Source organism: Kitasatospora sp. NPDC096128, from assembly GCF_040303105.1.
In the GTDB taxonomy this organism is placed as follows: Bacteria; Actinomycetota; Actinomycetes; order Streptomycetales; family Streptomycetaceae; genus Kitasatospora.
The window spans coordinates 209,966-232,949 of sequence record NZ_JBEOSP010000010.1; the positions used below are offsets into that span (position 1 = coordinate 209,966).

Genomic DNA, 22,984 nt, shown 5'->3' on the forward strand with positions numbered 1-22,984 from the left:
CCCGCCGGAAGGCAACCACCGGTACGGGTGGTTCGTCCGTGCAGGTAGGAGACACCAACCACTCGGGGGGCCACCGGTGCCGAAACCACTGCTGTTCCTGGACGTCGACGGGGTGCTGAACCCTGTCTGCCCGCATCCGGACGCCGGATTCGACTCCCACACCCTGCTCGGCTACACCGTCCTGCTCGCCGCCAAGCACGGCGCCTGGCTGCGCGAACTCTCCGGGACGTACGAGCTGGTCTGGGCCACCACCTGGGAGGAGCACGCCAACACCCACATCGCCCCGGCGATCGGCCTGGACCCGCTGCCCTTCGTCCGTTTCACCGGGTACGTCCCCCAACCCGGCGACCCGCGCGTCCCGTTGATGCAGATGTTCTCCGCCCGCAAGTGGGCCCCGCTGCTGCGCTACGCCGAGGGCCGCCCGTTCGCCTGGGTGGACGACGTCATACCGTCCCGGCTGCTCCGCCGCTCGCTGTGGCGCCGGGACCGCCTGCTGCTGCCGATCGACCCGGGCCAGGGCCTGGAGCGCCGGCACGTCGACCGGCTGCTCGCCCGCCCGCCGCGCAGCCAGTCCCTGCCGGGATCACCGGTCAGGGGGTCGGCAGCCAGCTGACGTGCCCGGCGAGCAGCGCGTACCCGACGAAGGCCACCGTGTCGATCAGCGCGTGTGCCGCCACCAGCGGCATCACCCGCCCCCAGCGCCGGTACAGCAGGCAGAACACCGCCCCCATCACCATGTTGCCGACCAGCCCGCCGACCCCCTGGTACAGGTGGTACGAGCCGCGCAGCACGGAGCTGGCCGCCAGCGCCGCCGGCCAGGACCAGCCCCGCTGCCCCAGCCGGCGCAGCAGGTAGCCGAGGACGACGACCTCCTCCAGGATCGCGTTCTGCCAGGCCGACAGCACCAGCACCGGCACCCGCCACCACACGTCCGGCAGTCCGGAGGGCGCCACCGTCAGGTTGTACCCGGCCGCCTGCGAGAGCAGGTACAGCGCCAGCCCGGAGCCGCCGATCGCGGCCGCGACGGCCGCGCCCCGGCCCAGGTCGCGCAGCTTCTCCCGCAGGTCGAAGCCCAGCACCCGCAGCGAGGCGCCCTCGCGCACCAGCAGGTAGCCGACCAGCACCACCGGCATCAGCCCGCGCCCGATGTAGTACAGCTGCCACACCAGGTCCAGCCAGGGCCGCCCGGGCGCGCGCGAGCCGTTCAGGGTGGCGACCTGCTGGCCGAGCTGGAGCGGTGCGGTGAGCGAGCCCGCGAAGCTGATCAGCGCGCTGATCCCGCTGGCCCCGAGCGAGAGGCCGAGGACGATCAGCAGTTCCGCGCCGAGCAGGCGTCGGGTGGGCCGCGCGGTCTCCGGCGCGGTCGGGCGGGTCGTCACGGGTGCTCCAGCGGACGGACGGTCGCTCCGGTCGTCGGCCGACGACCGGAGCGATCATCCTGACACAGCGGGCGGCCGGGGCACCCGCCTCAGCCGACCGGCCAGGTGTGCACCGGCTCGCCGCCGCGCATGTGCTCGGCGTAGCGCCTGGTCATCGCGGCGAGCGCGGCCGGGCGGTCCATCCCGTACTGCTCGCGCAGCCGGTGGAAGGTGGCGCTCTGCCAGGCGGCGCCGTTGGTGCGGCGCAAGCAGCGCTGCTCGATGATCCCCAGGTAGCGGTCCCGGTCGGCGGGCTCCACGCCCCACTCGTCCAGTCCCTGATGGGCCATCGGCAGCAGCTCGTTGAGCACCAGGTCGACCGCCGACACGGTCTGCAGCCCGCCGCCCCGGCCGGCCCGGCCCGGGCGCGGCCACTGGAACACCGCGTCGATGCCGTACCGGGCGCCCTGCCGGAAGTTCTCGTCCGCCCGCTCGAACGGCAGCCGGGTCCAGACCGGTCGGGGCTGCTCGGCGAGCACCCGCACCAGCCCGTAGTAGAAGGCGGCGTTGGCCAGCGTGTCGGCCACCGTCGGCCCGGCCGGCAGCGCCCGGTTCTCCACCCGCAGGTGCGCGACCCCGCCGGCGACGTCGTAGACCGGGCGGTTCCAGCGGTAGATGGTGCCGTTGTGCAGCCGCATCTCGGCGAGCCGGGGCGCGCCGCCGGAGGCCAGCACCTTGAGCGGGTCCTCGTCGTCGCAGATCGGCAGCAGCGCCGGGAAGTAGCGCAGGTTCTCCTCGAACAGGTCGTAGGCCGAGTCGACCCAGCGCTCGCCGAACCAGGTGATCGGGCGCACGCCCTGGGCCTTGAGCTCCGCCGAACGGGTGTCACAGGCCTGCTGGAAGAGCACCGGACGGGTCTCCCGCCACAGCTCCCGCCCGAACAGGAAGGGCGAGTTGGCGCCGAGCGCGAGCTGCGGCCCGCAGATCGCCTGGGCGGCGTTCCAGACCGAGGAGAACCGCTCCGGGGTCACCTGGAGGTGCAGCTGCAGCGAGGTCGCGGCGGCCTCGGCGACCATGGTGATCGACTCCAGTTGGAGGTGCTCGACGCCCTCGATGTCCAGCGCGATGTCCTCCCCCCGGGCGGCCAGGATCTGGTCGCTGAGCAGGCTGTAGCGCTGGTTGTGGCTCATCGCGTCCAGCCCGGTGTGGTCGTTCTCCAGGGTCGGCAGGATGCCCACCATGACGATCCGGGCGCCCACCTCGGCCGCCTGCCGGTCGGCGTAGCGCAGTCCGGTGTCGATCTCCTCGCGCAGTTCCTCGAAGACGTGCCCGCAGAGCCGGTGCGGCACAATGTTGACCTCGATGTTGAACTGGCCCAGCTCGGTCTGGAAGTCGCTGGAGCCGATCGCGCTCAGCACCTGGGCGTTGCGCATGACCGGCAGGCCCTGTTCATCGGCCAGATTGAGCTCGATCTCCAGCCCCATGACCGCCCTCGGGCGGTCGAAGCGGTCCTCGCGCAGCATGCGCCCGAGCGCGTCCAGGCAGGCCTGGAGCTTGAGCCGGTACTGCTGCCGGTCAGCCAGATCCGCCCGAGTCGCCACGACCTTCTCGCCCACGGTCCCCTCCTCCTGAGACACCCGGCCGGTCGACCGTGCCAGCATCATGCCCGCCTCGAAGATCGATACCCGAATGCGCGTACTGGCTTGCATTGCAAGGCATCTGACGAGAATTCAGGCCATCTGCAGACTTGCTCGGCGCCACCGCCTGTGATAAACAGATCACCCTGCGCATTTGTTCGATGAATTCGCTGAGTTCGCACTGCGCTCCGGCCGGTCCGTCCCCGCTCCGAGGCCCCCGTCGACGGCGACGACCACGCCGGCACCGCGATCCCGCACAACGCGATCCTGCACAACCGGACAAGGCCGGACCCCGTCACCGTGGACGCACCGAGCCGCGCCGGTATGCCGCATTCGCACGCCGATCTCGCTTGGAGAGGCGGACCCCGCCATGACCCTGCAGACCCCCCAGCCCCCGCCGAGCGCGCTGCGCGCCGTCCTGGGCGCGCTCGACTCGGAGACCGCGCTGCGCCAGCCCGCCGCCGCCGCGCTGCGTCACCCGACCGGTCCACTGCTCCCCGCGCACCCGCTCGCCGTGTACGTCCTGGACGGCCCTCGCCCCGAGCTGCCCGCCGCCCGGCGGACCGGCTGGCGCTTCCTGATCAAGGACGGCCCCGAAGTCGCCGCCGCCGCCGAGGTCGTGCAGAGCCCGGAGGGCCACACCTTCTCCCACTTCACCGCCGGCCCGTACCTCTCCTCCACCGTCCGGGCGCTGCGCGAGGCCTGGCAGCTCGCCCAGAGCTCCCGCTCCCGCCGCCAGCCCCGGCTGCTCACCTTCCCGGGCCAGTACGCCACCGCGCTCTGGCTGCACAGCCCCGACGCCGGCCCGACCGCCGACCTGCTGATCCCACTGGCCCCGGCCCCGCTCGGCGTCACCGCGCACCGCGCCTACCCGGCCGCCGAGCTGCTCCCGCTGCTCGCCCGCGCGCCGCTCGCCGGCTCCCTGCTGCTCGGCTCCTCCTGAGGCCGCGCCGCCCCCGCGCGTACACCGCTGCGCACCGGCCGCCGGGCACCATGCCCGGCGGCCCTTCGTGGTGCCCGCCCCGCCCGTCGGCCTCACCCGAACGGCCACCACCCGGGCGGGCCATCCACCATGGCCCCTTCGGGCCATCCCGCGGCTGACCCACTGGTGCAATATTTCCTCCCGTCGCCACCTGAACGGGTGATCTCTGCCCCGGAGTTGTGGCGCATGTCACCAAATGGCTGCGCGCGCGTCCGCAGATGCCGACACTGGGAACCAGCGTGGAAGGACCACCTGTCCTACCCACTTGAGTGCCGGTCAAACTTGGCTGGCACGCGGACAGGATCCGACCACCACGGCGGTCCCGGGACGGCTCGACCTCCGGTGACCGCACCACGGGGAGGATCGCAGAGCGAAGCGAGGGTACACGTATGTGCCAGCACCGTCCTGAGTGCCCGTCGGCCGAGTCCGAGGACCGCGAGGCCGCCGAGCCGGTGGCCTGCCACCCGGAGCAGGGCTGGAGCCTGCTCTGCAACGGCGTCGTCATGTTCGAGGACACCGGAGAGCTGCTGCCCGACGGCCGGGTGATCGCCCCGCACCGCCCGGTCGCCCACGCGGCCTGAGCCCGCCCGGCAGCCCGCCCGACAGCCGGTCAGCGCGAAGGCGCAGAGGGCAGGGCCCCGGCAGAATCATTCTGCCAGGGCCCTGCCTCATTCCTGCGCGGCCGATCAGACCCCGTACTCGTCCAGCGGCGGGCAGGAGCAGACCAGGTTGCGGTCGCCGTACGCGCCGTCGATCCGGCTCACCGGCGGCCAGTACTTGTCCGCCGGGTTCACGCCCGCCGGGAAGACCGCCTCCTGCCGCGAGTAGCCGTGCGCCCAGTCGCCGGCCAGCGTGGCGGCGGTGTGCGGGGCGTTGCGCAGCGGGTTGTCGTCGGCCGCCCACTCGCCCGAGCCGACCTTGTCGATCTCGCCCCGGATCTCGATCATCGCGTCGCAGAACCGGTCGATCTCGTGCAGGTCCTCGGACTCGGTCGGCTCGATCATCAGCGTGCCGGCCACCGGGAACGACATCGTCGGCGCGTGGAAGCCGTAGTCGATCAGGCGCTTGGCGATGTCGTCCACCGTCACGCCCGTCTCCTTGGTCAGCGGGCGCAGGTCGATGATGCACTCGTGCGCGACCAGCCCGCCCGGGCCGGTGTAGAGCACCGGGAAGTGCGGCGCCAGCCGCTTGGCGATGTAGTTGGCGTTCAGCACGGCGACCTGGGTCGCGTGCTTGAGGCCCTCGCCGCCCATCAGCCGGACGTACGCCCAGGAGATCGGCAGGATCGCCGCCGAGCCCCACGGCGCGGCCGAGATCGGGCCGACGCCGGTGGCCGGGCCGGCCTCCTCCTGCAGCGGGTGGTTCGGCAGGTACGGCGCCAGGTGGGCGCGCACCGCGACCGGGCCGACGCCCGGGCCGCCGCCGCCGTGCGGGATGCAGAAGGTCTTGTGCAGGTTCAGGTGCGAGACGTCCGCGCCGAACTTGCCCGGCTTGGCCAGGCCGACCAGGGCGTTCAGGTTGGCGCCGTCGACGTACACCTGGCCGCCGGCCTCGTGCACCAGGGCGCAGATGTCGGTGATCTGGGTCTCGTACACGCCGTGGGTCGACGGGTAGGTGACCATCAGCACCGACAGGTTGTCGCGGTTCTGCTCGATCTTGGCCTTCAGGTCCTCGACGTCCACGTCGCCGTCGACCAGGGTCTTCACCACGACCACGCGCATGCCGGCCATCACCGCGGAGGCGGCGTTGGTGCCGTGCGCCGAGGACGGGATCAGGCAGACGTCGCGCTGGGTGTCGCCGTTGGCGTGGTGGTAGGCGCGGACGGCCAGCAGACCGGCCAGCTCGCCCTGGGAGCCCGCGTTCGGCTGGATCGAGACGGCGTCGTAGCCGGTGACCTCGACCAGCTGCTGCTCCAGCTGGCGGATCAGGGTCAGGTAGCCGGCGGCCTGGTCGACCGGCGCGAAGGGGTGCAGCTGGCCGAACTCGGGCCAGGTCACCGCCTCCATCTCGGTGGTGGCGTTGAGCTTCATGGTGCAGGAGCCCAGCGGGATCATGCCGCGGTCCAGCGCGTAGTCCCGGTCCGACAGGCGGCGCAGGTAGCGCAGCATGGCGGTCTCCGAGCGGTGGCTGTGGAAGACCGGGTGGGTCAGGTACTCGTCCTCGCGCAGCAGCGCGGCGGGCAGCGCGTCGGCGGCCTCGGCGACCTCGACCGCGGGGACGCCGAACGCGGCCCAGACGCCGGCCAGGTGCTCGCGGGTGGTGGTCTCGTCGGCGGAGACCGAGATCCGGTCCTCGCCGTCCTGGAACACGTTGATGCCGTTGGCGCGGGCGGCGGCGGCGATCTCGGCGGCGCGGCCCGGGACGACGGCGGTGACGGTGTCGAAGAACTCGCCGTGCAGCAGCTCGACGCCGCCGGCCCGCAGGCCCTCGGCGAGGGCGGCGGCGTAGCGGTGGGTGCGGCGGGCGATGTCGGCCAGGCCGTCCGGGCCGTGGTAGACGGCGTACATCGAGGCCATCACGGCGAGCAGCACCTGGGCGGTGCAGATGTTGCTGGTGGCCTTCTCGCGACGGATGTGCTGCTCGCGGGTCTGCAGGGCCAGACGGTAGGCGCGGTTGCCGTCGGCGTCGACGGAGACGCCGACCAGGCGGCCGGGCAGCGAGCGGGCGTACTCGGCGCGCACCGAGAGGTAGCCGGCGTGCGGGCCGCCGAAGCCCATCGGGACGCCGAAGCGCTGCGAGGTGCCGCAGGCGATGTCGGCGCCGAGCGCGCCGGGAGACTTCAGCAGGGTCAGCGCCAGCAGGTCGGCGGCCACGGCGACGATCGCGCCCAGGCCGTGCGCCTGCTCGATCACCGGGGTGAGGTCGCGGACCACGCCGGTGGCGCCCGGGTACTGGAGCAGCACGCCGAAGACGCCGCGCTCGGCGATCTCGGCGGGGATGCCCTCGGACAGGTCGGCGACGACGACCTCGACACCGGTCGGCACCGCGCGGGTGTTGATCACCGCGATGGTCTGCGGCAGGGTCTCGGCGTCGACCAGGAAGACACCGCCCTTGACCTTGGTGACGCGGCGGGCCAGCGCCATCGCCTCGGCGGCCGCGGTGCCCTCGTCCAGCAGCGAGGAGCCGGAGGTGGGCAGGCCGGTCAGGTCGGAGACCAGGGTCTGGAAGTTGAGCAGCGCCTCCAGGCGGCCCTGCGAGATCTCCGGCTGGTACGGGGTGTAGGCGGTGTACCAGGCCGGGTTCTCCATGACGTTGCGCAGGATCACCGGCGGGGTGAAGGTGCCGTAGTAGCCCAGGCCGATCATCGGCTGGAGCACCTGGTTGCGGCCGGCCAGCTCGCGCAGCTCGGCGAGGACCTGGGCCTCGCTGCGGCCGCCGGGCAGGTCCAGGGCGGTGATGGAGCGGATCGCCTCGGGAACGGCGGTGGCGGCGAGCTCGTCGAGCGAGCCGTAGCCGACGGCGGCCAGCATCTTCTCCTGCGCGGCCGCGTCGGGGCCGATGTGGCGGTTCTCGAAGGGGCTGGCCAGCTCAAGCTCGGTGAGGGTCGAGGCGCTGGTGGGGCGTCCCGCGTTCGGCTGGGCGTTCATGGTGGTCGAGGCCTCCTGGTCACGGACCGGCGGGGGTGCGCACGCCGGTCGGCCGCGCCGCTGCGGACAGCGGACCGGTCTGGGCGGGCGGACCCGAAAGGCCTCCCCCTCTGTCATCGGGACCTGAGAGCTTCGCCCGCACGTCGCGCTGTGGCGCTTCGTCGGCTTGCACCGTCGGTGAGGGTGGTGATCGTCGGCTCCCGCGCCGGCGGTCCTGCCCTGCTTTCCAGAGTGACCTATCCCGCACGGTACGGATGCCTGAGAGATTCCGGGGAGGAGTTGCTCCTTCGGCGCCCCGACCAGCGGTTTTCGCTGTCGGGGACTCTCCCGAGCGGGCTCGGCGGTCGCGGCCCAGGGTACCAGCGGGAGGCCTTCCGATCACGGGTGCGTCGGGTCACTCCGGGTCTACGCGCGTCCCCCGGACGGCCCAGTGCCGAGCCCGTCCGGCGCACCCCGGTCGCGCCCGTCCGATTCATGGCTTTTGGTGTGAAGTGGCGGACGGGACGGGTGCTCCGGCCGCCTCACCTGCGGGAGTTCCGCAGGCGCAGCGCTTGGAGGAAAGAGTGCAGACCGACATCGACCCCCGGGACCTCATCGGCCACAAGGCGGTCGACCGCAACGGAGACAAGATCGGCACGGTGGACGAGGTGTACCTGGACGACGCCACCGGGCATCCGGAGTGGGCGGCCGTCCGGACCGGCATCTTCGGCCGGGACGCCTTCGTCCCGCTCACCACGAGCGAGTTCTCCGGCGACGAGCTCCGGGTGCCCTACGACAAGTCGCTGGTCAAGGACTCGCCGGACTTCGGCGTGGGCCAACACCTGTCTCCCGCCCAGGAACTCCAGCTCTACCGCTACTACGGCCTCGACACCCCCGTGGACGGCCGCCCGGCCGCCGAGGAGCCCGCCCGGGACGGCCGGCCCGACCTCGACTTCGGCACCACCACGGCCACCGGGACCGCCAAGCCGATCGCCTTCCACTCCGCCGACCCCGGCCCCACGACGACCGCCATGACCACCACGACCGCCACCCACACCAGCACCGACACCGCCACGGAGGCCCACGTGCGAACCCTCAGCACCCCCGCACCGGTCGCCAACGGCACCGCGACCGCACCGCTCGCCGCCCCCGCGGTCGAACCGAAGCCGCAGCCCGCCGCGACCGCGCCGGCTCCGAACGGCACCGCCGCCTCCTCGGCCCCCAGCGGCCCGGTCGAGATCACCTGCCGCGAGGAGCGGCTGGAGATCACCACCGAGTGGCACGTCCTGGGCACCGCGAAGCTGCGCAAGTACGTGACCAGCGAGCAGGTCGAGCGCCGCGTCCCGGTGGTCCGCGAACGGGTCCGGGTGGAGCGGATGCCGGTCAGCGACGCCGAGCGGGACTCGCTGACCGAGAAGGAGATCGACGAGGCGATCGAGGAGGTCACCCTCCGCGAGGAGCGGCCGGTGGTCCGCAAGTACCTCGCCCCGATCGAGCGGGTCCGCCTGGTGGTCGAGCGCTACACGGAGGAGGAGGTGGTCCGGGACGAGCTCCGCCGCGAGCACGTCGAGGTCCACGACGCCACGGCCCCCGAGACCCCGTCCGACTCCCCCGCCGAGGCGGGCACCCCGCTCAACCAGGTCGCCGACGGCTCCCGCCCCGCCGCCCTGCGCCCGCTGGCCTGACCGCCCCGCCCCGCCCGCCCCGAAGCAAGGGCCCCGGACTCGACATCCGGGGCCCTTGTCATGCCCGAGATCACCTGCACCTCCCCCCGGCGGCAGCCCCGCCCGAGCGCCCGTCAGTGCCGGTCCGTGGCAGGCGAGATCTTCACCTTTGCCAAATCTTAACCACTCGATATTTGACACTCTGAAGTATCTCCCTGCAAAGTTACTTCAGTTCATTCACTATGTACGGGAGGAAGCAACCGTGAGTGAGGCACCACAGCCCACCACCGCGGCCGAGAAGCAGAGCAACGCCCGGGTCCTGCCGGCCCTCATCCTGGCGATGCTGTCGTTCAGCGTGGTGCAGACCGCGGTCGTCCCGATCCTGCCGTCGCTGGCCAAGGAACTGGACGTCTCCGGGTCGAACATCACCTGGCTGATGACCGCCAACCTGCTGTCCGCCGCCGTGCTGACTCCCCTGCTGGGCCGCTTCGGCGACCTCCGGGGCCGCAAGCCCATGCTGCTGATCTCGCTGGCCGGCCTGGTCGCCGGTTCGGCGCTGGCGGTCTGCACCCACTCCTTCACCTGGCTGATCGTCGCCCGCGTCCTCCAGGGCGCCGGCGGTGGCGTGATGCCGCTGGCGATCAGCATCGTCCGGGACGAGCTGCCCAAGCAGAAGGTGACCGGCGGCGTCGCCGCCATCAGCGCCTCGATGGGCGTCGGCTCCGGCCTGGGCCTGGTCGCGACCGGCCTGCTGCTGGAGCACTGGAACTACAAGTCGATCTTCTGGATGGGCCTGGCCTTCGGCCTGCTCGCGGTCGCCCTGGTCGCCTTCCGGGTCCCGACCGACCCGGTGACCGACAAGGAGGGCGGCGCCGACCCGCTCGGCGCGATCACCCTGGCCGGCTGGCTCTCCGCCCTGCTGGTCGCGGTCAGCCAGGGCAACCACTGGGGCTGGACCTCCACCAAGACCCTCGGCCTGTTCGCCGTCGCCGCGGTGGTCGCCCTGATCTGGGGCGTCATCGAGACCAAGGTCGCCCACCCGCTGGTGGACCTGAAGATGATGGGCCGCCCGGCCGTCGCCTTCACCAACCTGGCCGGCCTGCTGATCGGCTTCGGCATGTACGGCTCGTTCATGGTCATCAGCAACTTCGCCCAGACCCCGGAGAAGCTGGCCCACTACGGCTTCACCGCGAGCGTCCTGCACGCCGGTGTGATGCTGCTGCCGTCCGCGATCGGCTCGATGATCGCCGCCCCGATCGGCGCCCTGCTGATCGCCCGCCGCGGCCCGCGCCTGCCGCTGGTCCTCGGTGGCGTCCTCGGCGCGATCGCGATGGCCTACCTGGCCCTGCGCCACAGCGCCGAAGGCGACATCTACACCGCCTCCGCGATCTTCGGCCTCGGCATCGGCCTCGCCTTCGCCGCGATGCCCGCCTTCATCAACGGCGCCGTCCCGGTCGAGCAGAGCGGCATCGCCAACGGCATGAACTCCGTGCTCCGCACCGTCGGCGGCGCGATCGGCACCGCCGTGATGACCGCCATCCTGACCGGCGACACCATCAAGCTCCCGATCAAGATGCCGATTCTGCTGCCCACCCTGGACGCCTACAAGCACGCGTTCTGGGTCACGGCCGTCGTCTGCATCATCGCCGGCGCCGTCCCGTTCCTGATCCGCACCGCCAAGCCGACCGCCACGGTCGTCGGCGGCGCGGCCCGGCAGGACTCCAGCCCCCAGCTGGCCAAGACCGACGCCTGACGAGGCGTCCGGCCCGCGCGCTCAGGGACAGGACGCGCGGGCCCGGCCTCCGCTCGGTCGCGAGGGCATCACGACCGCCCGGGGTCCGGCACGGTATGCGGCCCCATCCGGTACTTCCTACCGGGTGGGGCCGTTCCGCGTTCCCCGGCACCACCCCGGGCCCCCGTGCCCGCCTCAGACGCCTTCACCGTCCCCGTCGAGGTTCTCGTCCCCAGACGCGGGCTCGGGCTCGCGCAGCGGCAGCGGCCGGGCCGGCTCCAGCGCCGGATCGTCCACCGCGAAGGTCCGCACCCGCCCCGGCCCGCTCCACGGCGTCTCGAACCTCACGGTCACCCGCCCCACCCCGCTGCCCTGCACCCAGCCCGGCCCCAGCTCGGCGTGCCGGACGTCCTGCCCGGGCATCCAGCGCCGCACCACGACCTCCTGCGGCTCCTCCTCGGCCACCGCCGCCTCGACCACCTCGGCGTGCTCGGCCGCCTCCTCCCGCAGCGCCTGCGCGAACAGGTCCTCCTGGGTGTAGTCGGCCAGTTGGGCCACACCCACGCCGAGCAGCCGGACCCCACCGGTGATGTCCACCTGCTCGGCGAGGCGCCGCGCCGTCGCCGTGATCACCGCCTCGTCGTCGGTGGGCCCGCCCAAGGTCTCCGAGCGGGTCAGCGTCGAGAAGTCGAACCGCCGCACCTTGAGCACCACCGTCCGCCCCGAACGCCCGGCCGCCCGCAGCCGGCGGACGCAGCGCCCGGCCAGCGCCTCCACCTCCCGCAGCACCCGGTCCCGGTCGGCCAGGTCCACCTCGTAGGTGTCCTCCACCGAGACCGACTTGGCGTCCTGATCGGCCACCACCGGCCGCTCGTCCAGCCCTGTCGACATGTGGAAGACCCCGGCGCCGTGCGCCCGCCCGAGCAACTGGACCAGCTCCGCCTCACCCGCGTCGGCGAGGTCCGCCACCGTGCTCAGCCCGGCCCGCCGCAGCACCTGCTCGGTGGCCGGCCCGATCCCCGGCAGCGCCCGGACCGGCATCGGGCCGAGCACCGCCCGCTCCTCCCCCGGCTCGATCAGCACCAGCCCGTCCGGCTTGGCCTGCTCGGAGGCGATCTTCGCCATCAGCTTGGAGCCCGCCGCCCCCACCGAACCGGTCAGCCCGGTGAGCCGCCGGATGTCCGCCCGCAGGTCCTCCGCCAGGGCCAGCACCAGCCGCTCCCCGGTCTCGTGGTCCGCCTCCGACAGCACCGGGCCGTACGGACCGGCCTCCAGGTCGACGAAGGCCTCGTCCAGGCTCAGCGGCTGCACCAGCGGCGACAGTTGGCGCAGCAGCCCCATCACGATCTCGCTGTTCTGCCGGTACGCCTCGAAACGCCCGGTCAGGAAGGCCGCGTTGGGGCAGAGCCGCCGCGCCTGCGCCATCGGCATCGCCGAGTGCACCCCGAACCGGCGCGCCTCGTACGAGGCCGTGGAGACCACCCCGCGCCCGCCGAGCCCGCCGACGATCACCGGCTTCCCGCGCAGGCTCGGCTTGGACGCCTGCTCCACCGCCGCGAAGAAGGCGTCCATGTCGAGGTGGATGATGCTCGGCAGAGATCGCACCCGCCGATCATCGCGCACGGGTCCGACAGTGCGTACGAACCCGGCCGACGCCCCGCGCCCGCCGGCCCGCCGCTACCGCTGCGCCGCTTCCGCCAGCGCCTTCGGGATGCCGTCCTCCTTGGGCCCGAGGAACACCGGGTCGGGCCGCAGCCAGGCGTTGACCGCCGCCTTGCCCGCCCCGGCGACCTCCCGCAGCCCGCCGTACAGCCAGGTGGTGTCGTGCAGCTCCGGCACACCGACCGCGTACGAGTCGATCCCCGCCGCCTCGCACAGCGCCAGCGCCCGGCGGACGTGGAAGTCCTGGCTGACCAGCACCGCGCGGTCCACCCCGAAGATCCGGTGCGCCCGGGTGCAGGAGTTCCAGGTGTCGAAGCCCGCGTAGTCCCGGACCACCCGGTCCCCCGGGATCCCGTGCCCGGTCAGGTACCGGTACATCGCGTCCGGCTCGTCGTAGTCGATCCGCCCGTTGTCCCCGGTCACCAGGACGGCCTTCACCTTGCCCGTCCGGTACAGGTCCAGCGCCGCCACCAGCCGGTGCTCCAGGTACGGCGACGGCTTGCCCTGGTCCAGTCCGGCACCGAAGACCACCGCCACCGGCGCCGAGGGCGCGCTCTCCACGGTGCCCACCCGGTCCCCCGCCGCGAACCACAGCCAGGCGCTCGGCGCCAGCGCCAGCGAGCACAGCACCGTCGTCACCTGGAAGACCCTGCGCTGCGTCCGGCGCTCCCGCAGCCGCGCCCGCATCCCGCCGGCCCGACGCCGCAACAGCTCCGATATCCCGGTGCCGACCTCCACGTGCCCCTCCCTCGATCGTGTCCAGGCAACACGACGAGGCCGTGGGCCGGAACGGTTCCCCGTCCCGGCCCACGGCCCCGTCGAAGTGCTCCCGGTCAGACCGCCCGGTTGCGCCGCTGCGCCAGTTCGTCCGCCGGATCCTCGCCGACCAGCGTCTCGCCGGTGTCGGTCCGCTCCGCGTGCAGCCGCCCGAGGGTCAGCTCCAGTTCCTGCCAGACCGCTCCCACCGCGATGCCGAACACCCCCTGACCGCTCTTCAGCAGATCGACCACCTGTTGCGGCGTGGTGCACTCGTACACCGTCGCGCCGTCACACATCAGCGTCAGCCCGGCCAGGTCGGCCTGCTCGGCCGCCTGCAGGTGGGCGACGGCCACCCGGATGTTCTGCAGCGAGACGCCCGCGTCGAGCAGCCGCTTCACGATCTTGAGCAGCAGCACGTCGCGGAAGCTGTAGAGCCGCTGACTGGTCGCCGGGTACGCGGTGCGGACGCTGGGCTCCAGCAGTCCGGTGCGGGCCCAGTAGTCCAGCTGGCGGTAGGTGATACCGGCCGCCGCGCAGGCCGTCGGGCCGCGGAAGCCGACCAGTTCGGACGTCGGGGCCAGCCGCTCGATCGCGGGCTGGCCCGGCTGTACGGCCGGGAACCTGCCCGTCCTGGGCCGCTCCGACACGGTGCGAGCGGTGCGCGGCACGTGCACGGTGCACAGGCCTCCCACGGCCGCGTCATCGCCGGTGCTGCTCATGCCTACCTCCGTCCACTCGTGCTGCGGGCAACCGACTGCGGGCATCGGCCACCCGGACAGCCACTCCTGACGGTAGGCAGTCCCCTATGACCCGTCAACGATCGCCACGCCGGGCCAGACAAACCACATCACTCAGGAGAGTGGTTTTTCGTGCCCCTAGTGTGGGTAGATGGACGGTTTTTGGCAAAACGGCACGCTGAAGGGCCGACCAGCCCCGTCCGCCCTACTGCGGGCCGCTGCCCCCGAAGTCCTCGGGCGACACCTGGTCGAGGAACTCGCGGAACTTCTCGACCTCGTCCTCCTGCTCGTCCGGGATCGCGATGCCCGCCTCCGCGAGCACCTCCTCGCTCCCGTAGATCGGCGTACCGGTCCGCAGGGCCAGCGCTATCGCGTCGGACGGCCGGGCACTCACCTCGACCCCGCCGGCGAACACCAGCTCGGCGTAGAACACGCCCTCCCGCAGGTCGGTGATCCGGACCTCGGTGAGCTGCTGGCCGAGCGCTTCCAGGACGTCCTTGAACAGGTCGTGCGTCAGCGGGCGCACCGGAGTCATGCCCTGCTGGGCGAAGGCGATCGCGGTCGCCTCGCCGGGGCCGATCCAGATCGGCAGGTACCGGTCTCCCCCGACCTCCCGAAGCAGCACGATCGGCTGGTTGGAAGGCATCTCCACTCGGACACCCACGACGTCGAGCTCATTCACACAGGCAACCCTATGGCTCCGACCCCGGATATGAAAGCGCAGGGCCGACGCCGCTGGTCAGCGCGGTGCACCGGCCGTCCGGAGGACGCTTCGCGGACTACCCCCGGGCCCGCAGACCGGCCTGGACCATGGCCGCGTGCAGCCGTACCGACAGCGTCGCCAGCTCCCGCGCGGTGGCCTCCGCGTGCGCCCGGGTCTGCGGGTTCCGGTGCCGCCGCAACGGCGCCACCACCTGCTCCACCAAGGCGATCTCGCGGTCCGCCGCCGCCTTCATGGCCCTCAGGTGCCGCGGCTCCAGCCCGTACCGGCCGAGTTCGGCCACCAGCCGGGCCACCTGCAGCGCCTCTCCGTCGTACCCGCCGTCCGGGCCCGGCGCGACCAGCCCGTACGACTCCCACTCCACCAGCTCGGGCTCGCCCGCCTCGGCGGCGGCCAGCAGCTCGGCCCGTCCCAGCCGCACCCCGGCCGGGACTTCGGACGAGGCCATCAGCTCGCGGTCGGCCTCCTCCATCGGGCCGGGCCGGGCGTCGGCGGCCGGCGGCAGCGCGGGCGGGGCCTCGCCGCGCTCGATCGCGTCCAGGTGCTCACGGATCACCCGCAGCGGCAGGTAGTGGTCCCGCTGCATCCGCAGCACGTAGGCCAGTCGCTCCACGTCGGCGGGGCTGAACTTGCGGTACCCCGAGGGGGTGCGCTGCGGCTCGACCAACCCCTCCGCCTCCAGGAAGCGGATCTTGGAGATGGTCACCTCGGGGAAGTCGTCGCGCAGGTAGGCCAGCACCGCGCCGATGCTCAGCAGTTCGTCACCGCCGCGCAGCCGGCCGACGGGCCGGTCCGGGCGGAGCGGCTGCCTGGGGCCCGCGACCACCCCGCGACCGCCGCGGTCCGCCTGCGGACCGGACGACGATGCGGGGTTGGCCGCCCCGAGAGAAGAGGAAGGGGTATTCGTATTCACTCGGGCTCCTACCGACGTTGCTTTCAGTACCCCCGGTTGTGGCCGGCGAAGAACACCAGCCGGTACTTCCCGATCTGCACCTCGTCGCCGTTGTTCAGCGGCACCTCGTCGATCCGCTCCCGGTTGACGTAGGTGCCGTTCAGGCTGCCCACGTCCGCGACGCTGAACCCGGCCGGGGTGCGGCGGAACTCCACGTGGCGCCGGGAGACCGTGACGTCGTCCAGGAAGATGTCACCCTGCGGGTGACGACCCGCCGTGGTGACGTCCGAGTCCAGCAGGAACCGGCTGCCCGAGTTCGGACCGCGCTGGACGATCAGCAGCGCCGAGCCCGGCGGCAGCGCGTCGATCGCCGACAGCACCTCGGCCGACAGCGCCGGCGTGGTGCCGGTGCCGGTCGTGGTGGAGGGGTCGTAGGACTCCAGGCCCGAGATCGAGATCGTCGAGGTGGTCTCCGCCGCCCCCTCCGGCAGCAGCCCGCCGCGCAGCGCCGTACCGCAGTTGGAACAGAAGCGGGCCGCGGCCGGATTCTGGTTGCCGCACCTGGGGCACGGAGTGGGGCCAGCCATGTTCACAGCCTCCTGGCGCGGCACACCCGACGGGTTGTGCCCGGCGTACGGGTCCGGAGCAAACCCTCCACCAGAGGTTGAGGGTCCTGACGGGAAACCTATGCGCGGGTCGCCGGAGGGGTCAACCGACGCGCCGTAACCCGCCGGATTCCCCGCGTACTGCGCGGCGCCGTCCCGGTACAGCTGCTGTCCGGCGTACGGCGCGGCCTCGGGCGCGGGACGCATGCCCGGCACCGCGGGCTCGTCCTCCGAGCGGCGGTGCCGCGCGGTGGGCGCCTCGACGGCGGCCGCGTCGCGGCCCTTGTTGCGACCGAACAACTTCGAGAAGAAACTCACGGGCGAATCCCCTTGCGTGTGACAGACCCGCCCGCGGGGCAGGGTGAGAACCTCGGACAGGCTGCGGGCCCGGTTGCGGCTCGGGCCTGCTGGAGTGGTACTCCGACGTGTGGTGCTGCGGTTGGTGCTACGGAGCGTACTGGTGCGAACCAGTCTCTCCCACGCGACGGCGGCACCCCGCACCGGGTGCCGCCCGCCCGTGACGGGCCGTTCGTCGAGCGCCCCGTCACTTCGAAGCCGGCTTGGCGTACTGCGGCGTCTTCAGATCCACGAGGGCGTCGACGACGACTTTCTGCTGCTGGGTGATCGTCGCGCGCGCCTGGTGGCTCTCCAGGGTGCGGACGACGCCTCCCGGAATGTTCAGCGCGGGCGTCAGGTCCTGCGGGTTCCCCACGACGGTGAACCGATAGGGCTGCGAGACCTTCTTCCCGTCGATCTGCACCCCACCGCCCGACAGGTCGGTGAAGTAGGTGTTGACCACCACGCGCACATCGTTGATCTGAATCGCCTCCGCCCCCGCCGCTCGAAGTTCCTGCAGGGTGTCCAGCAGCATATCTGCCTTCACCAGCCCTTGGGGGTCATCGACCGTGAGGACGATGCCCGGACCTGTGGCTTTGACCGTACCGGCCAGCACACCCAGTTCCGTCATCTTCTTCCTGGTCTGCTCCTGGGCTTCCTTGGCCTGGTTGGAGCTGTTCTCCAGCTTGCCCAGGGACTGCTCGAGCTCGGCCTTCTCCTGTTGGAGACGCTGTTGACGGCTGTCCAGTTCGTCGAGGATCCGGACCAGGTCCTCCTGCCGGGCCCCGCGCAGCTGGTTGTGGTGGTCATTGGTCGAACGCACCTGGATGGCCAGCCCGAGACCGAGCGAGAACAGCAGCAGCGCCACCACCAGTTGCCCGCGCGACAGCCGCGGCGGCCAGACCGCCGCCTTCAACCGCCGCCGACCGGCGCTGCGGTCCGCAGCGGGCGGCTCCTCGGCGGGCAGCTCCTCGGCAGCCTCCGGCCCCTCGGGTTCCGACGGCCCACCGGCACCGGGCGCGGCGGGTTCGGGCCCGGGTACGGGCTCCGGCTCGGGCGCGAGCGGCTTCGCCAGACGCACCGACGGCGCCGGCTCCTCGGCCACGGACTCAAGCGCAGCCTCGGCGTCAGACTTCTCCGGCTCAGCCGCTGCCCCGGCCGGCTCAGCAGCCGGCTCGTCAGGCGCCGCGGCCCCCTCCGGGCCGGCCCCGTCCTCGGCACCGGCCCCCTCGACGGCCTCCGCCGCCGACCCCTCGGATTCCTCCGACGCCTTCCCGACCGGCTCCGCAGCGGTCTCCCCGACCGCCGACGCCTCCGCCTTCTCCTCTTCCTCCGCCGCCGCCTCGCGGCCCGGCTCAGGCACGGAAGACATGGCGCCGGATCGCCGCCGCGTTGGAGAAGATGCGGATGCCGAGGACGACGACCACGCCCGTGGACAGCTGCGAGCCGACGCCCAGCTGGTCGCCCAGGAAGACGATCAGCGCGGCGACCACCACATTCGACAGGAACGAGACGATGAAGACCTTGTCGTTGAAGATCCCGTCCAGCATCGCCCGGACGCCGCCGAACACCGCGTCCAGCGCCGCCACCACCGCGATCGGCAGATAGGGCACGACGGCGTCGGGCACCTCGGGTTGGACGAAGAGTCCGACGACCACCCCGATCACGAGACCCAGTACGGCAATCACGGTCTAGCTGCTCCTGTCCCTGTGGTGGTCTTGGTGGATCCGCCGGACGGACGCCGCTTCGCGGTCGGCCCGGCGCCGGGCGCGGACGGTGAAACGGACGCGGTCGGGCTCTCCGAGGTTCCCGGGCTCCCCGACGGAGTCCCGCCCGGCCCTCCCGACGCAGTCGCCGACGGAGTCGCCGTGGGCGAGGCCTCGGGGATGACGGGCTGGGCAGTCCGCAGCGAAACGCCGACCGCCGCCGGCAGCGTCAGGCTCTTCTGCGTGGAGAGCGTCGACTTGATGCCGTACTTCTCCTCCAGCAGCCGCAGGTACTGCCCGGCCATGTCCTTCTCGAAGGCGGTCAGGAGCTTCGGCCCGTCGCCGATCGCCTGGATGTTGTACGGCGGCACGAGCGGCCGGTTGTCCACCAGTACCGCCTCACCGGCGGCCCGGATCGCGGACAGCGCGGTCAGCCGCTGCCCGTTGATCGAGACGGCCTCCGCGCCGGATCCCCACAGACCGTTCACCACCAGTTGCAGGTCCCGGTCGCGCAGTCGGCCGCTGTTGGAGAAGCCCTGTCCGGCCCGCGGGTCGACGTTGCCCCCGCCGCCCGTACCGGCGGCGTCCTCCAGGACCAGCTTCACCCCCGGTCCGGTCACCTCCCCCAGCCCGACCTCGCCGGTCAGACCGGCCGCGCCGCCGTCCCCCGAGGGCAGCGCCTGCTGCTGGGTGTCGTCGACCTTGCGCCGCAGGTCCTGGACCTCCTTCTGCAGGTGGTCCGCCGAGCCGTTGCTGTCGTTGATCCGGTGGATCAGCGCGTCCCGCTCCTTGGCCAGCGTCGGCTCCGCCTTGTGCGCGTTCACCGCGCCGACCGTCACCACCGCTCCGACCAGCGCCAGTCCGACGCCCAGCGTCAGCAGCCCGCGCATGGTCCGGGGTATCCGGCTGTCGTGCTCACCGCCCCGGGCCGCGGCCGCCTCGGCGTACCCCTCGTCCAGGCTGTGGTCCATCACGTTGGTCAGCAGGGACATCGAGGCGTCCGGGCGGTTGTACCGCCCGTTCGGGGCACTCGGCGTCGGCGTCGCTGGCATGCGGACCATCGTCCCACGACGGCGGAGGGCCCTGCGCACGGCCCCTGAGCTGCACACACGCCGCACACATCCACGGAAAGTGACAGACCACTATGAATGAGGTGAAAGCGGACAACGGGGCGTGCGGATCGAACCGCACGCCCCGCCGTTCAGGGCCTCATCCGATCAGAGGACGTGTCCGCTCAGGACGTCACCGCCCCGCACCCTCGACCACGGCCGCCCACTCGTCCAGCAGCGCGTCGGTGGCCTCGTCGTCCGGGCCCTCGGCCCACAGGTGGGTGACCGCCTCGGCCGGGTCCGGCAGCACCAGCGTCCAGCGCCCGTCCGCCTCGACCACCCGGACACCGTCCGTGGTGTCCAGCCGCCGGCTGCCGGCCGCCTCCACCACCGAGCGCATGACCATGCCCTTCGCCGCCCAGGGCGTCGCGATGTCCCGGCGCCGGATGTGCGCCTGCGGGATCCGCGCGTCGATCTGGCTCAGCGTGAGCTGGGTCCGCGCCACCAGACCGACCAGCCGGACGAAGGCCGCGGCACCGTCCAGCACCCCGCTGAACTCGGGCACCACGAAGCCGCCGCGCCCGTCCCCGCCGAACACCGTGCCCTCGGCGGAGGCCGCCTTCGCCAGGTCGTCCGGCGTGGTCGTGGTCCAGATGACCTGGGTGCCGTGGTACGCGGCGACCTGCTCGGCGATCCGGGTCGTGGTCACCGGCAGCGCCACCTGGCCGCTGCGCCGCTCCGCCGCGACCAGGTCCAGCAGCACCAGCAGCGCCCGGTCGTCGTCGATCACCCGGCCGAGCTCGTCCACGAACGCGACCCGCTCGCCGACCGGGTCGAACCGCACACCGAAAGCCGCCCGCGAGGAGGCCACCAGCTCACCGAGCCTGGCCAGCCCGGCCCGCCGGGTCTCCGCGTCCTCGGTCGGCCGCGCTTCGTCCAGCCCACTGGAGACGGTGAGCGCCTCCACCCCGAGCCGGCCGAGGATGCTGGGCAGAACGAGCCCCGCACTGCCGTGCGCGGTGTCCACCACCACCTTCAACCCGGCTTCCCGGACCCCGGTGGTGTCCACCGTCCGCAGCAGGTTGCCCGCGTAGGAGTCGAACACACTGGACGGGAAGGTCAGGTCCCCGATCTCACCCGGGAACGCCCGCCGGTACTCCTGACGTGCGTAGACCCGGTCGAGCTTGCGCTGCCCGGCCTGCGAGAGGTCCGCCCCGCGCTCGTCGAAGAAGAGGATGTCCAGCGAGTCCGGCACCCCCGGTGTGGTCCGCAGGAAGATCCCGCCCGCGCTCCCCCGCGCCGTGTGCTGCCGGGCCACCGGCATCGGCACGTTCTCGAGGTCGCGGACGTCGATCGCGGAGGTCTGCAGCCCCGAAATCATCGCCCGTTTGAGCGCACGCGCACCACGCGAGTGGTCACGCGCAATGGTGACGGTGGCCCCCTTCTTCAGCGTCGTGGCGTAGGCGCCCGCCAGTCGCACGGCGAGCTCCGGGGTGATCTCGACGTTGAGGATGCCCGACACACCGCGGACACCGAACAGGTGCTCCTGGCCGCGAGACTCCCAGATCACCGAGGTGTTGACGACGGCGCCGGCCTCGATGGTCTTGAACGGGTAGACCCGGACGTTGGCCCCGATGATCGACTCCTCGCCGATCAGGCACTCGTCCCCGATCACCGCGCCGTCCTCGATCCGCGCGGCCCGCATCACATCGGTGTTCTTACCGACCACGCAGCCGCGCAGATTGCTCTGTGGCCCGATGTATACGTTGTCGTGCACCACCGCCTTGTGCAGGAAGGCCCCGCGCTTGACCACCACGTTGCTGCCCAGCACGGTGTGCTCGCGGATCTCCACACCGGCCTCGACCTTGGCGTAGTCCCCGATGTACAGCGGCCCGCGCAGCACCGCCTCCGGATCGACCTCCGCCCCTTCGGCCACCCACACGCCCGGCGAGATCTCGAAGCCGTCGAGCTCGACCTCGACCTTGCCCTCCAGGACGTCCGCCTGGGCCTTGCCGTAGCTCTCGTGGGTGCCCACGTCCTCCCAGTAGCCCTCCGCGACGTAGCCGTAGACCCGCTTGCCCTCCTTGAGGAGCTGCGGGAAGACGTCACTCGACCAGTCCACGGACTCACCCGCCGCGACGTAGTCGAAGACCTCCGGCTCCATCACGTAGATACCGGTGTTCACCGTGTCGGAGAAGACCTGCCCCCAGGTCGGCTTCTCAAGGAAGCGCTCGACCCGCCCGTCCTCGTCCGTGATCGTGATACCGAACTCCAGGGGATTCGGCACCCTGGTGAGACAGACCGTGACCAGTGCGTTCTTACTGCGGTGAAAGTCGATCAATTCGGAGAGGTTGAAGTCGGTCAGCGCGTCACCGGAGATCACCAGAAAGGAGTCGTCCTTGAGCGCGTCCTCGGCGTTCTTGACACTCCCCGCAGTGCCTAGTGGCGTCTCCTCATGGGCATACGTGAGGTGCATGCCCAGCACCTCGCCGTCACCGAAGTAGTTCTTGACGAGTGACGCCAGGAACTGGACGGTGACGACGGTGTCGGAGAGGCCGTGCCGCTTCAGCAGCCGAAGCACGTGCTCCATGATCGGCATATTCGCGACCGGAAGCAGCGGCTTCGGCATGCTGGAGGTCATCGGGCGGAGTCGGGTGCCCTCGCCCCCTGCCATTACTACGGCTTTCATTACGGGTGCGTCCTCCTTCGCGGTGGTGGACCTGCAGGTCCATCAAACCGTTCCAGAGGGTTCTCTACCCGGAAGGTATCGTCCGACGCACCGGGACGGCGTGGGACTTCTCTCAGATCACGTCTCAGGCTGTGGACGCCGAGCCCGCGGGGCCCGCCTTGATGATCTGCCGCACCTGCACCGCGTAAAGAATCGCCGACCACCAGTACAACGTGGTCCCCCACCAGATGAAGGCCCAGCTCACCACCTCGGCCGGCCGCGCGATCCAGCTGTCGATGCCGCCGAGCAGCAGAAGCGGAAACGCGTACATCAGATTGAAGGTCGCGGCCTTACCGAGGAAACTCGTCTGGAGCGGACCGTAACCGTGCCGGTTCAGAATGGGCAACAGCGAGGCGATGAAGACTTCACGGGCCAGCAGAATCGCCGTCACCCACCACGGCAGGAACTCACGCCAGGTCAATCCGACGAGCGTGGACAGCACATAGAGCCGGTCTGCCAGCGGGTCCAGCAACTGCCCCACCCGGCTGATCTGCCCCCACCGCCTGGCGAGCTTCCCGTCCAGGTAGTCACTGATCCCGCTGAGCATCAGGATCAGCAGCGCCCACCCGTCGTTCTTCGGCCCATCGAAGACGGGCCACAGAATGAGCCAGAGGAAAACCGGAACGCCGACCAGCCGGCCCATGCTCAGCAGGTTGGGGATGGTGAGGACGCGATCGGTCTGGACCCGCGTCTCCTGGACCTCCACCCGAGGCCTCCTGTCCTGTGTCACGACAATGCACGTTGACCCTACAACAGAAAAGCCCCCGCCCGGTTCACCCGGCGGGGGCTTTTCTGAATGATTGTTCGGCGGCGTCCTACTCTCCCACAGGGTCCCCCCTGCAGTACCATC

The 22,984-nt window shown here is 71.7% G+C and carries 19 protein-coding genes and 2 riboswitches; of the genes, 5 read left to right on the top strand and 14 right to left on the bottom strand.

All coding sequences use genetic code 11. The features are described 5' to 3' along the window. Nucleotides 1-76: 76 nt before the first annotated feature. On the top strand, nucleotides 77-613 hold the full coding sequence (locus tag ABTY61_RS14530) for an HAD domain-containing protein (RefSeq protein WP_350505306.1): 537 nt from the start codon (nucleotides 77-79) through the stop codon (nucleotides 611-613). Here ABTY61_RS14530 and ABTY61_RS14535 read toward each other — a convergent pair. Beyond that, nucleotides 591-1,379, bottom strand: coding sequence for a CPBP family intramembrane glutamic endopeptidase (locus ABTY61_RS14535; protein ID WP_350505307.1), 789 nt, complete (start codon nucleotides 1,377-1,379; stop codon nucleotides 591-593). The two genes, ABTY61_RS14530 and ABTY61_RS14535, sit on opposite strands and share 23 nt — an antisense overlap. A gap of 89 nt (nucleotides 1,380-1,468) precedes the next feature. Then, the gene (locus tag ABTY61_RS14540; RefSeq protein WP_350505308.1) at nucleotides 1,469-2,974 is read right to left on the bottom strand and encodes a glutamate-cysteine ligase family protein; all 1,506 of its coding nucleotides are present in this window, start codon (nucleotides 2,972-2,974) and stop codon (nucleotides 1,469-1,471) included. Nucleotides 2,975-3,365: 391 nt separating this feature from the next. On the opposite strand from ABTY61_RS14540, the gene ABTY61_RS14545 reads away from it, so the two are divergent. Together ABTY61_RS14545 and ABTY61_RS14550 are read left to right on the top strand one after the other, a co-directional pair. Further along, complete coding sequence (locus ABTY61_RS14545; RefSeq protein ID WP_350505309.1) at nucleotides 3,366-3,938, top strand: hypothetical protein; 573 nt, start codon at nucleotides 3,366-3,368, stop codon at nucleotides 3,936-3,938. 428 nt (nucleotides 3,939-4,366) lie between these two features. Beyond that, a complete protein-coding gene (locus ABTY61_RS14550) occupies nucleotides 4,367-4,558 on the top strand; it encodes a DUF5999 family protein (RefSeq protein WP_350505310.1) in 192 nt (63 codons plus the stop codon). Nucleotides 4,559-4,663: 105 nt separating this feature from the next. On the opposite strand, the gene gcvP is transcribed toward ABTY61_RS14550, so the two are convergent. Beyond that, nucleotides 4,664-7,564, bottom strand: coding sequence for an aminomethyl-transferring glycine dehydrogenase (gcvP, locus tag ABTY61_RS14555; RefSeq protein WP_350505311.1), 2,901 nt, complete (start codon nucleotides 7,562-7,564; stop codon nucleotides 4,664-4,666). Nucleotides 7,565-7,667: 103 nt separating this feature from the next. Beyond that, nucleotides 7,668-7,799: riboswitch (glycine riboswitch) on the bottom strand. Nucleotide 7,800: 1 nt separating this feature from the next. Further along, nucleotides 7,801-7,904: riboswitch (glycine riboswitch) on the bottom strand. Nucleotides 7,905-8,127: 223 nt separating this feature from the next. Here gcvP and ABTY61_RS14560 point away from each other — a divergent pair. Both ABTY61_RS14560 and ABTY61_RS14565 read left to right on the top strand, forming a co-directional pair. Next, nucleotides 8,128-9,228: a PRC and DUF2382 domain-containing protein gene (locus ABTY61_RS14560; RefSeq protein ID WP_350505312.1), complete on the top strand. Its 1,101-nt coding sequence runs from the start codon at nucleotides 8,128-8,130 to the stop codon at nucleotides 9,226-9,228. Between the two features lie 241 nt (nucleotides 9,229-9,469). Then, on the top strand, nucleotides 9,470-10,960 hold the full coding sequence (locus ABTY61_RS14565) for an MFS transporter (RefSeq protein WP_350505313.1): 1,491 nt from the start codon (nucleotides 9,470-9,472) through the stop codon (nucleotides 10,958-10,960). 174 nt (nucleotides 10,961-11,134) lie between these two features. On the opposite strand, the gene ABTY61_RS14570 is transcribed toward ABTY61_RS14565, so the two are convergent. From ABTY61_RS14570 to clsA, 11 genes are all read right to left on the bottom strand, one after another. Next, entirely contained in the window at nucleotides 11,135-12,544 is a 1,410-nt protein-coding gene (locus tag ABTY61_RS14570; RefSeq protein WP_350505314.1) for a DNA polymerase IV, read from the bottom strand. Between the two features lie 72 nt (nucleotides 12,545-12,616). After that, nucleotides 12,617-13,288, bottom strand: coding sequence for a SanA/YdcF family protein (locus tag ABTY61_RS14575; protein ID WP_350505333.1), 672 nt, complete (start codon nucleotides 13,286-13,288; stop codon nucleotides 12,617-12,619). A 146-nt stretch (nucleotides 13,289-13,434) separates the two neighbouring features. Further along, entirely contained in the window at nucleotides 13,435-14,079 is a 645-nt protein-coding gene (locus tag ABTY61_RS14580; protein ID WP_350505315.1) for a MerR family transcriptional regulator, read from the bottom strand. Nucleotides 14,080-14,302: 223 nt separating this feature from the next. Next, a complete protein-coding gene (locus ABTY61_RS14585; RefSeq protein ID WP_030303568.1) occupies nucleotides 14,303-14,779 on the bottom strand; it encodes a bifunctional nuclease family protein in 477 nt (158 codons plus the stop codon). A gap of 97 nt (nucleotides 14,780-14,876) precedes the next feature. Continuing rightward, on the bottom strand, nucleotides 14,877-15,572 hold the full coding sequence (ftsR, locus tag ABTY61_RS14590) for a transcriptional regulator FtsR (RefSeq protein WP_502895312.1): 696 nt from the start codon (nucleotides 15,570-15,572) through the stop codon (nucleotides 14,877-14,879). Between the two features lie 182 nt (nucleotides 15,573-15,754). Next, nucleotides 15,755-16,633, bottom strand: a complete 879-nt coding sequence (locus ABTY61_RS14595) for an FHA domain-containing protein (protein WP_350505316.1) — start codon at nucleotides 16,631-16,633, stop codon at nucleotides 15,755-15,757. A gap of 226 nt (nucleotides 16,634-16,859) precedes the next feature. Beyond that, a complete protein-coding gene (locus ABTY61_RS14600) occupies nucleotides 16,860-17,732 on the bottom strand; it encodes a DUF881 domain-containing protein (RefSeq protein ID WP_502895313.1) in 873 nt (290 codons plus the stop codon). 274 nt (nucleotides 17,733-18,006) lie between these two features. Continuing rightward, the gene (locus tag ABTY61_RS14605; RefSeq protein WP_030062488.1) at nucleotides 18,007-18,339 is read right to left on the bottom strand and encodes a small basic family protein; all 333 of its coding nucleotides are present in this window, start codon (nucleotides 18,337-18,339) and stop codon (nucleotides 18,007-18,009) included. Further along, nucleotides 18,336-19,409 (bottom strand): DUF881 domain-containing protein, encoded by a 1,074-nt coding sequence (locus ABTY61_RS14610; RefSeq protein ID WP_350505317.1) that lies wholly within the window; start codon nucleotides 19,407-19,409, stop codon nucleotides 18,336-18,338. Before ABTY61_RS14610 ends, ABTY61_RS14605 begins: the two co-directional genes overlap by 4 nt. A gap of 190 nt (nucleotides 19,410-19,599) precedes the next feature. After that, entirely contained in the window at nucleotides 19,600-22,095 is a 2,496-nt protein-coding gene (locus tag ABTY61_RS14615) for a sugar phosphate nucleotidyltransferase (protein WP_350505318.1), read from the bottom strand. Between the two features lie 124 nt (nucleotides 22,096-22,219). Next, entirely contained in the window at nucleotides 22,220-22,840 is a 621-nt protein-coding gene (gene clsA / locus ABTY61_RS14620; RefSeq protein WP_350505319.1) for a cardiolipin synthase ClsA, read from the bottom strand. Nucleotides 22,841-22,984 lie beyond the last annotated feature (144 nt).

Coding starts and splice junctions, on each gene's coding strand:
- ABTY61_RS14545 (WP_350505309.1), top strand. CDS start 3,366: ATGACCCTGCAGACCCCCCAGCCCCCGCCGAGCGCGCTGCGCGCCGTC.
- ABTY61_RS14550 (WP_350505310.1), top strand. CDS start 4,367: ATGTGCCAGCACCGTCCTGAGTGCCCGTCGGCCGAGTCCGAGGACCGC.
- gcvP (WP_350505311.1), bottom strand. CDS start 7,564: ATGAACGCCCAGCCGAACGCGGGACGCCCCACCAGCGCCTCGACCCTC.
- ABTY61_RS14575 (WP_350505333.1), bottom strand. CDS start 13,288: ATGCGGGCGCGGCTGCGGGAGCGCCGGACGCAGCGCAGGGTCTTCCAG.
- ABTY61_RS14580 (WP_350505315.1), bottom strand. CDS start 14,079: ATGAGCAGCACCGGCGATGACGCGGCCGTGGGAGGCCTGTGCACCGTG.
- ABTY61_RS14610 (WP_350505317.1), bottom strand. CDS start 19,409: ATGCCAGCGACGCCGACGCCGAGTGCCCCGAACGGGCGGTACAACCGC.
- ABTY61_RS14615 (WP_350505318.1), bottom strand. CDS start 22,095: ATGAAAGCCGTAGTAATGGCAGGGGGCGAGGGCACCCGACTCCGCCCG.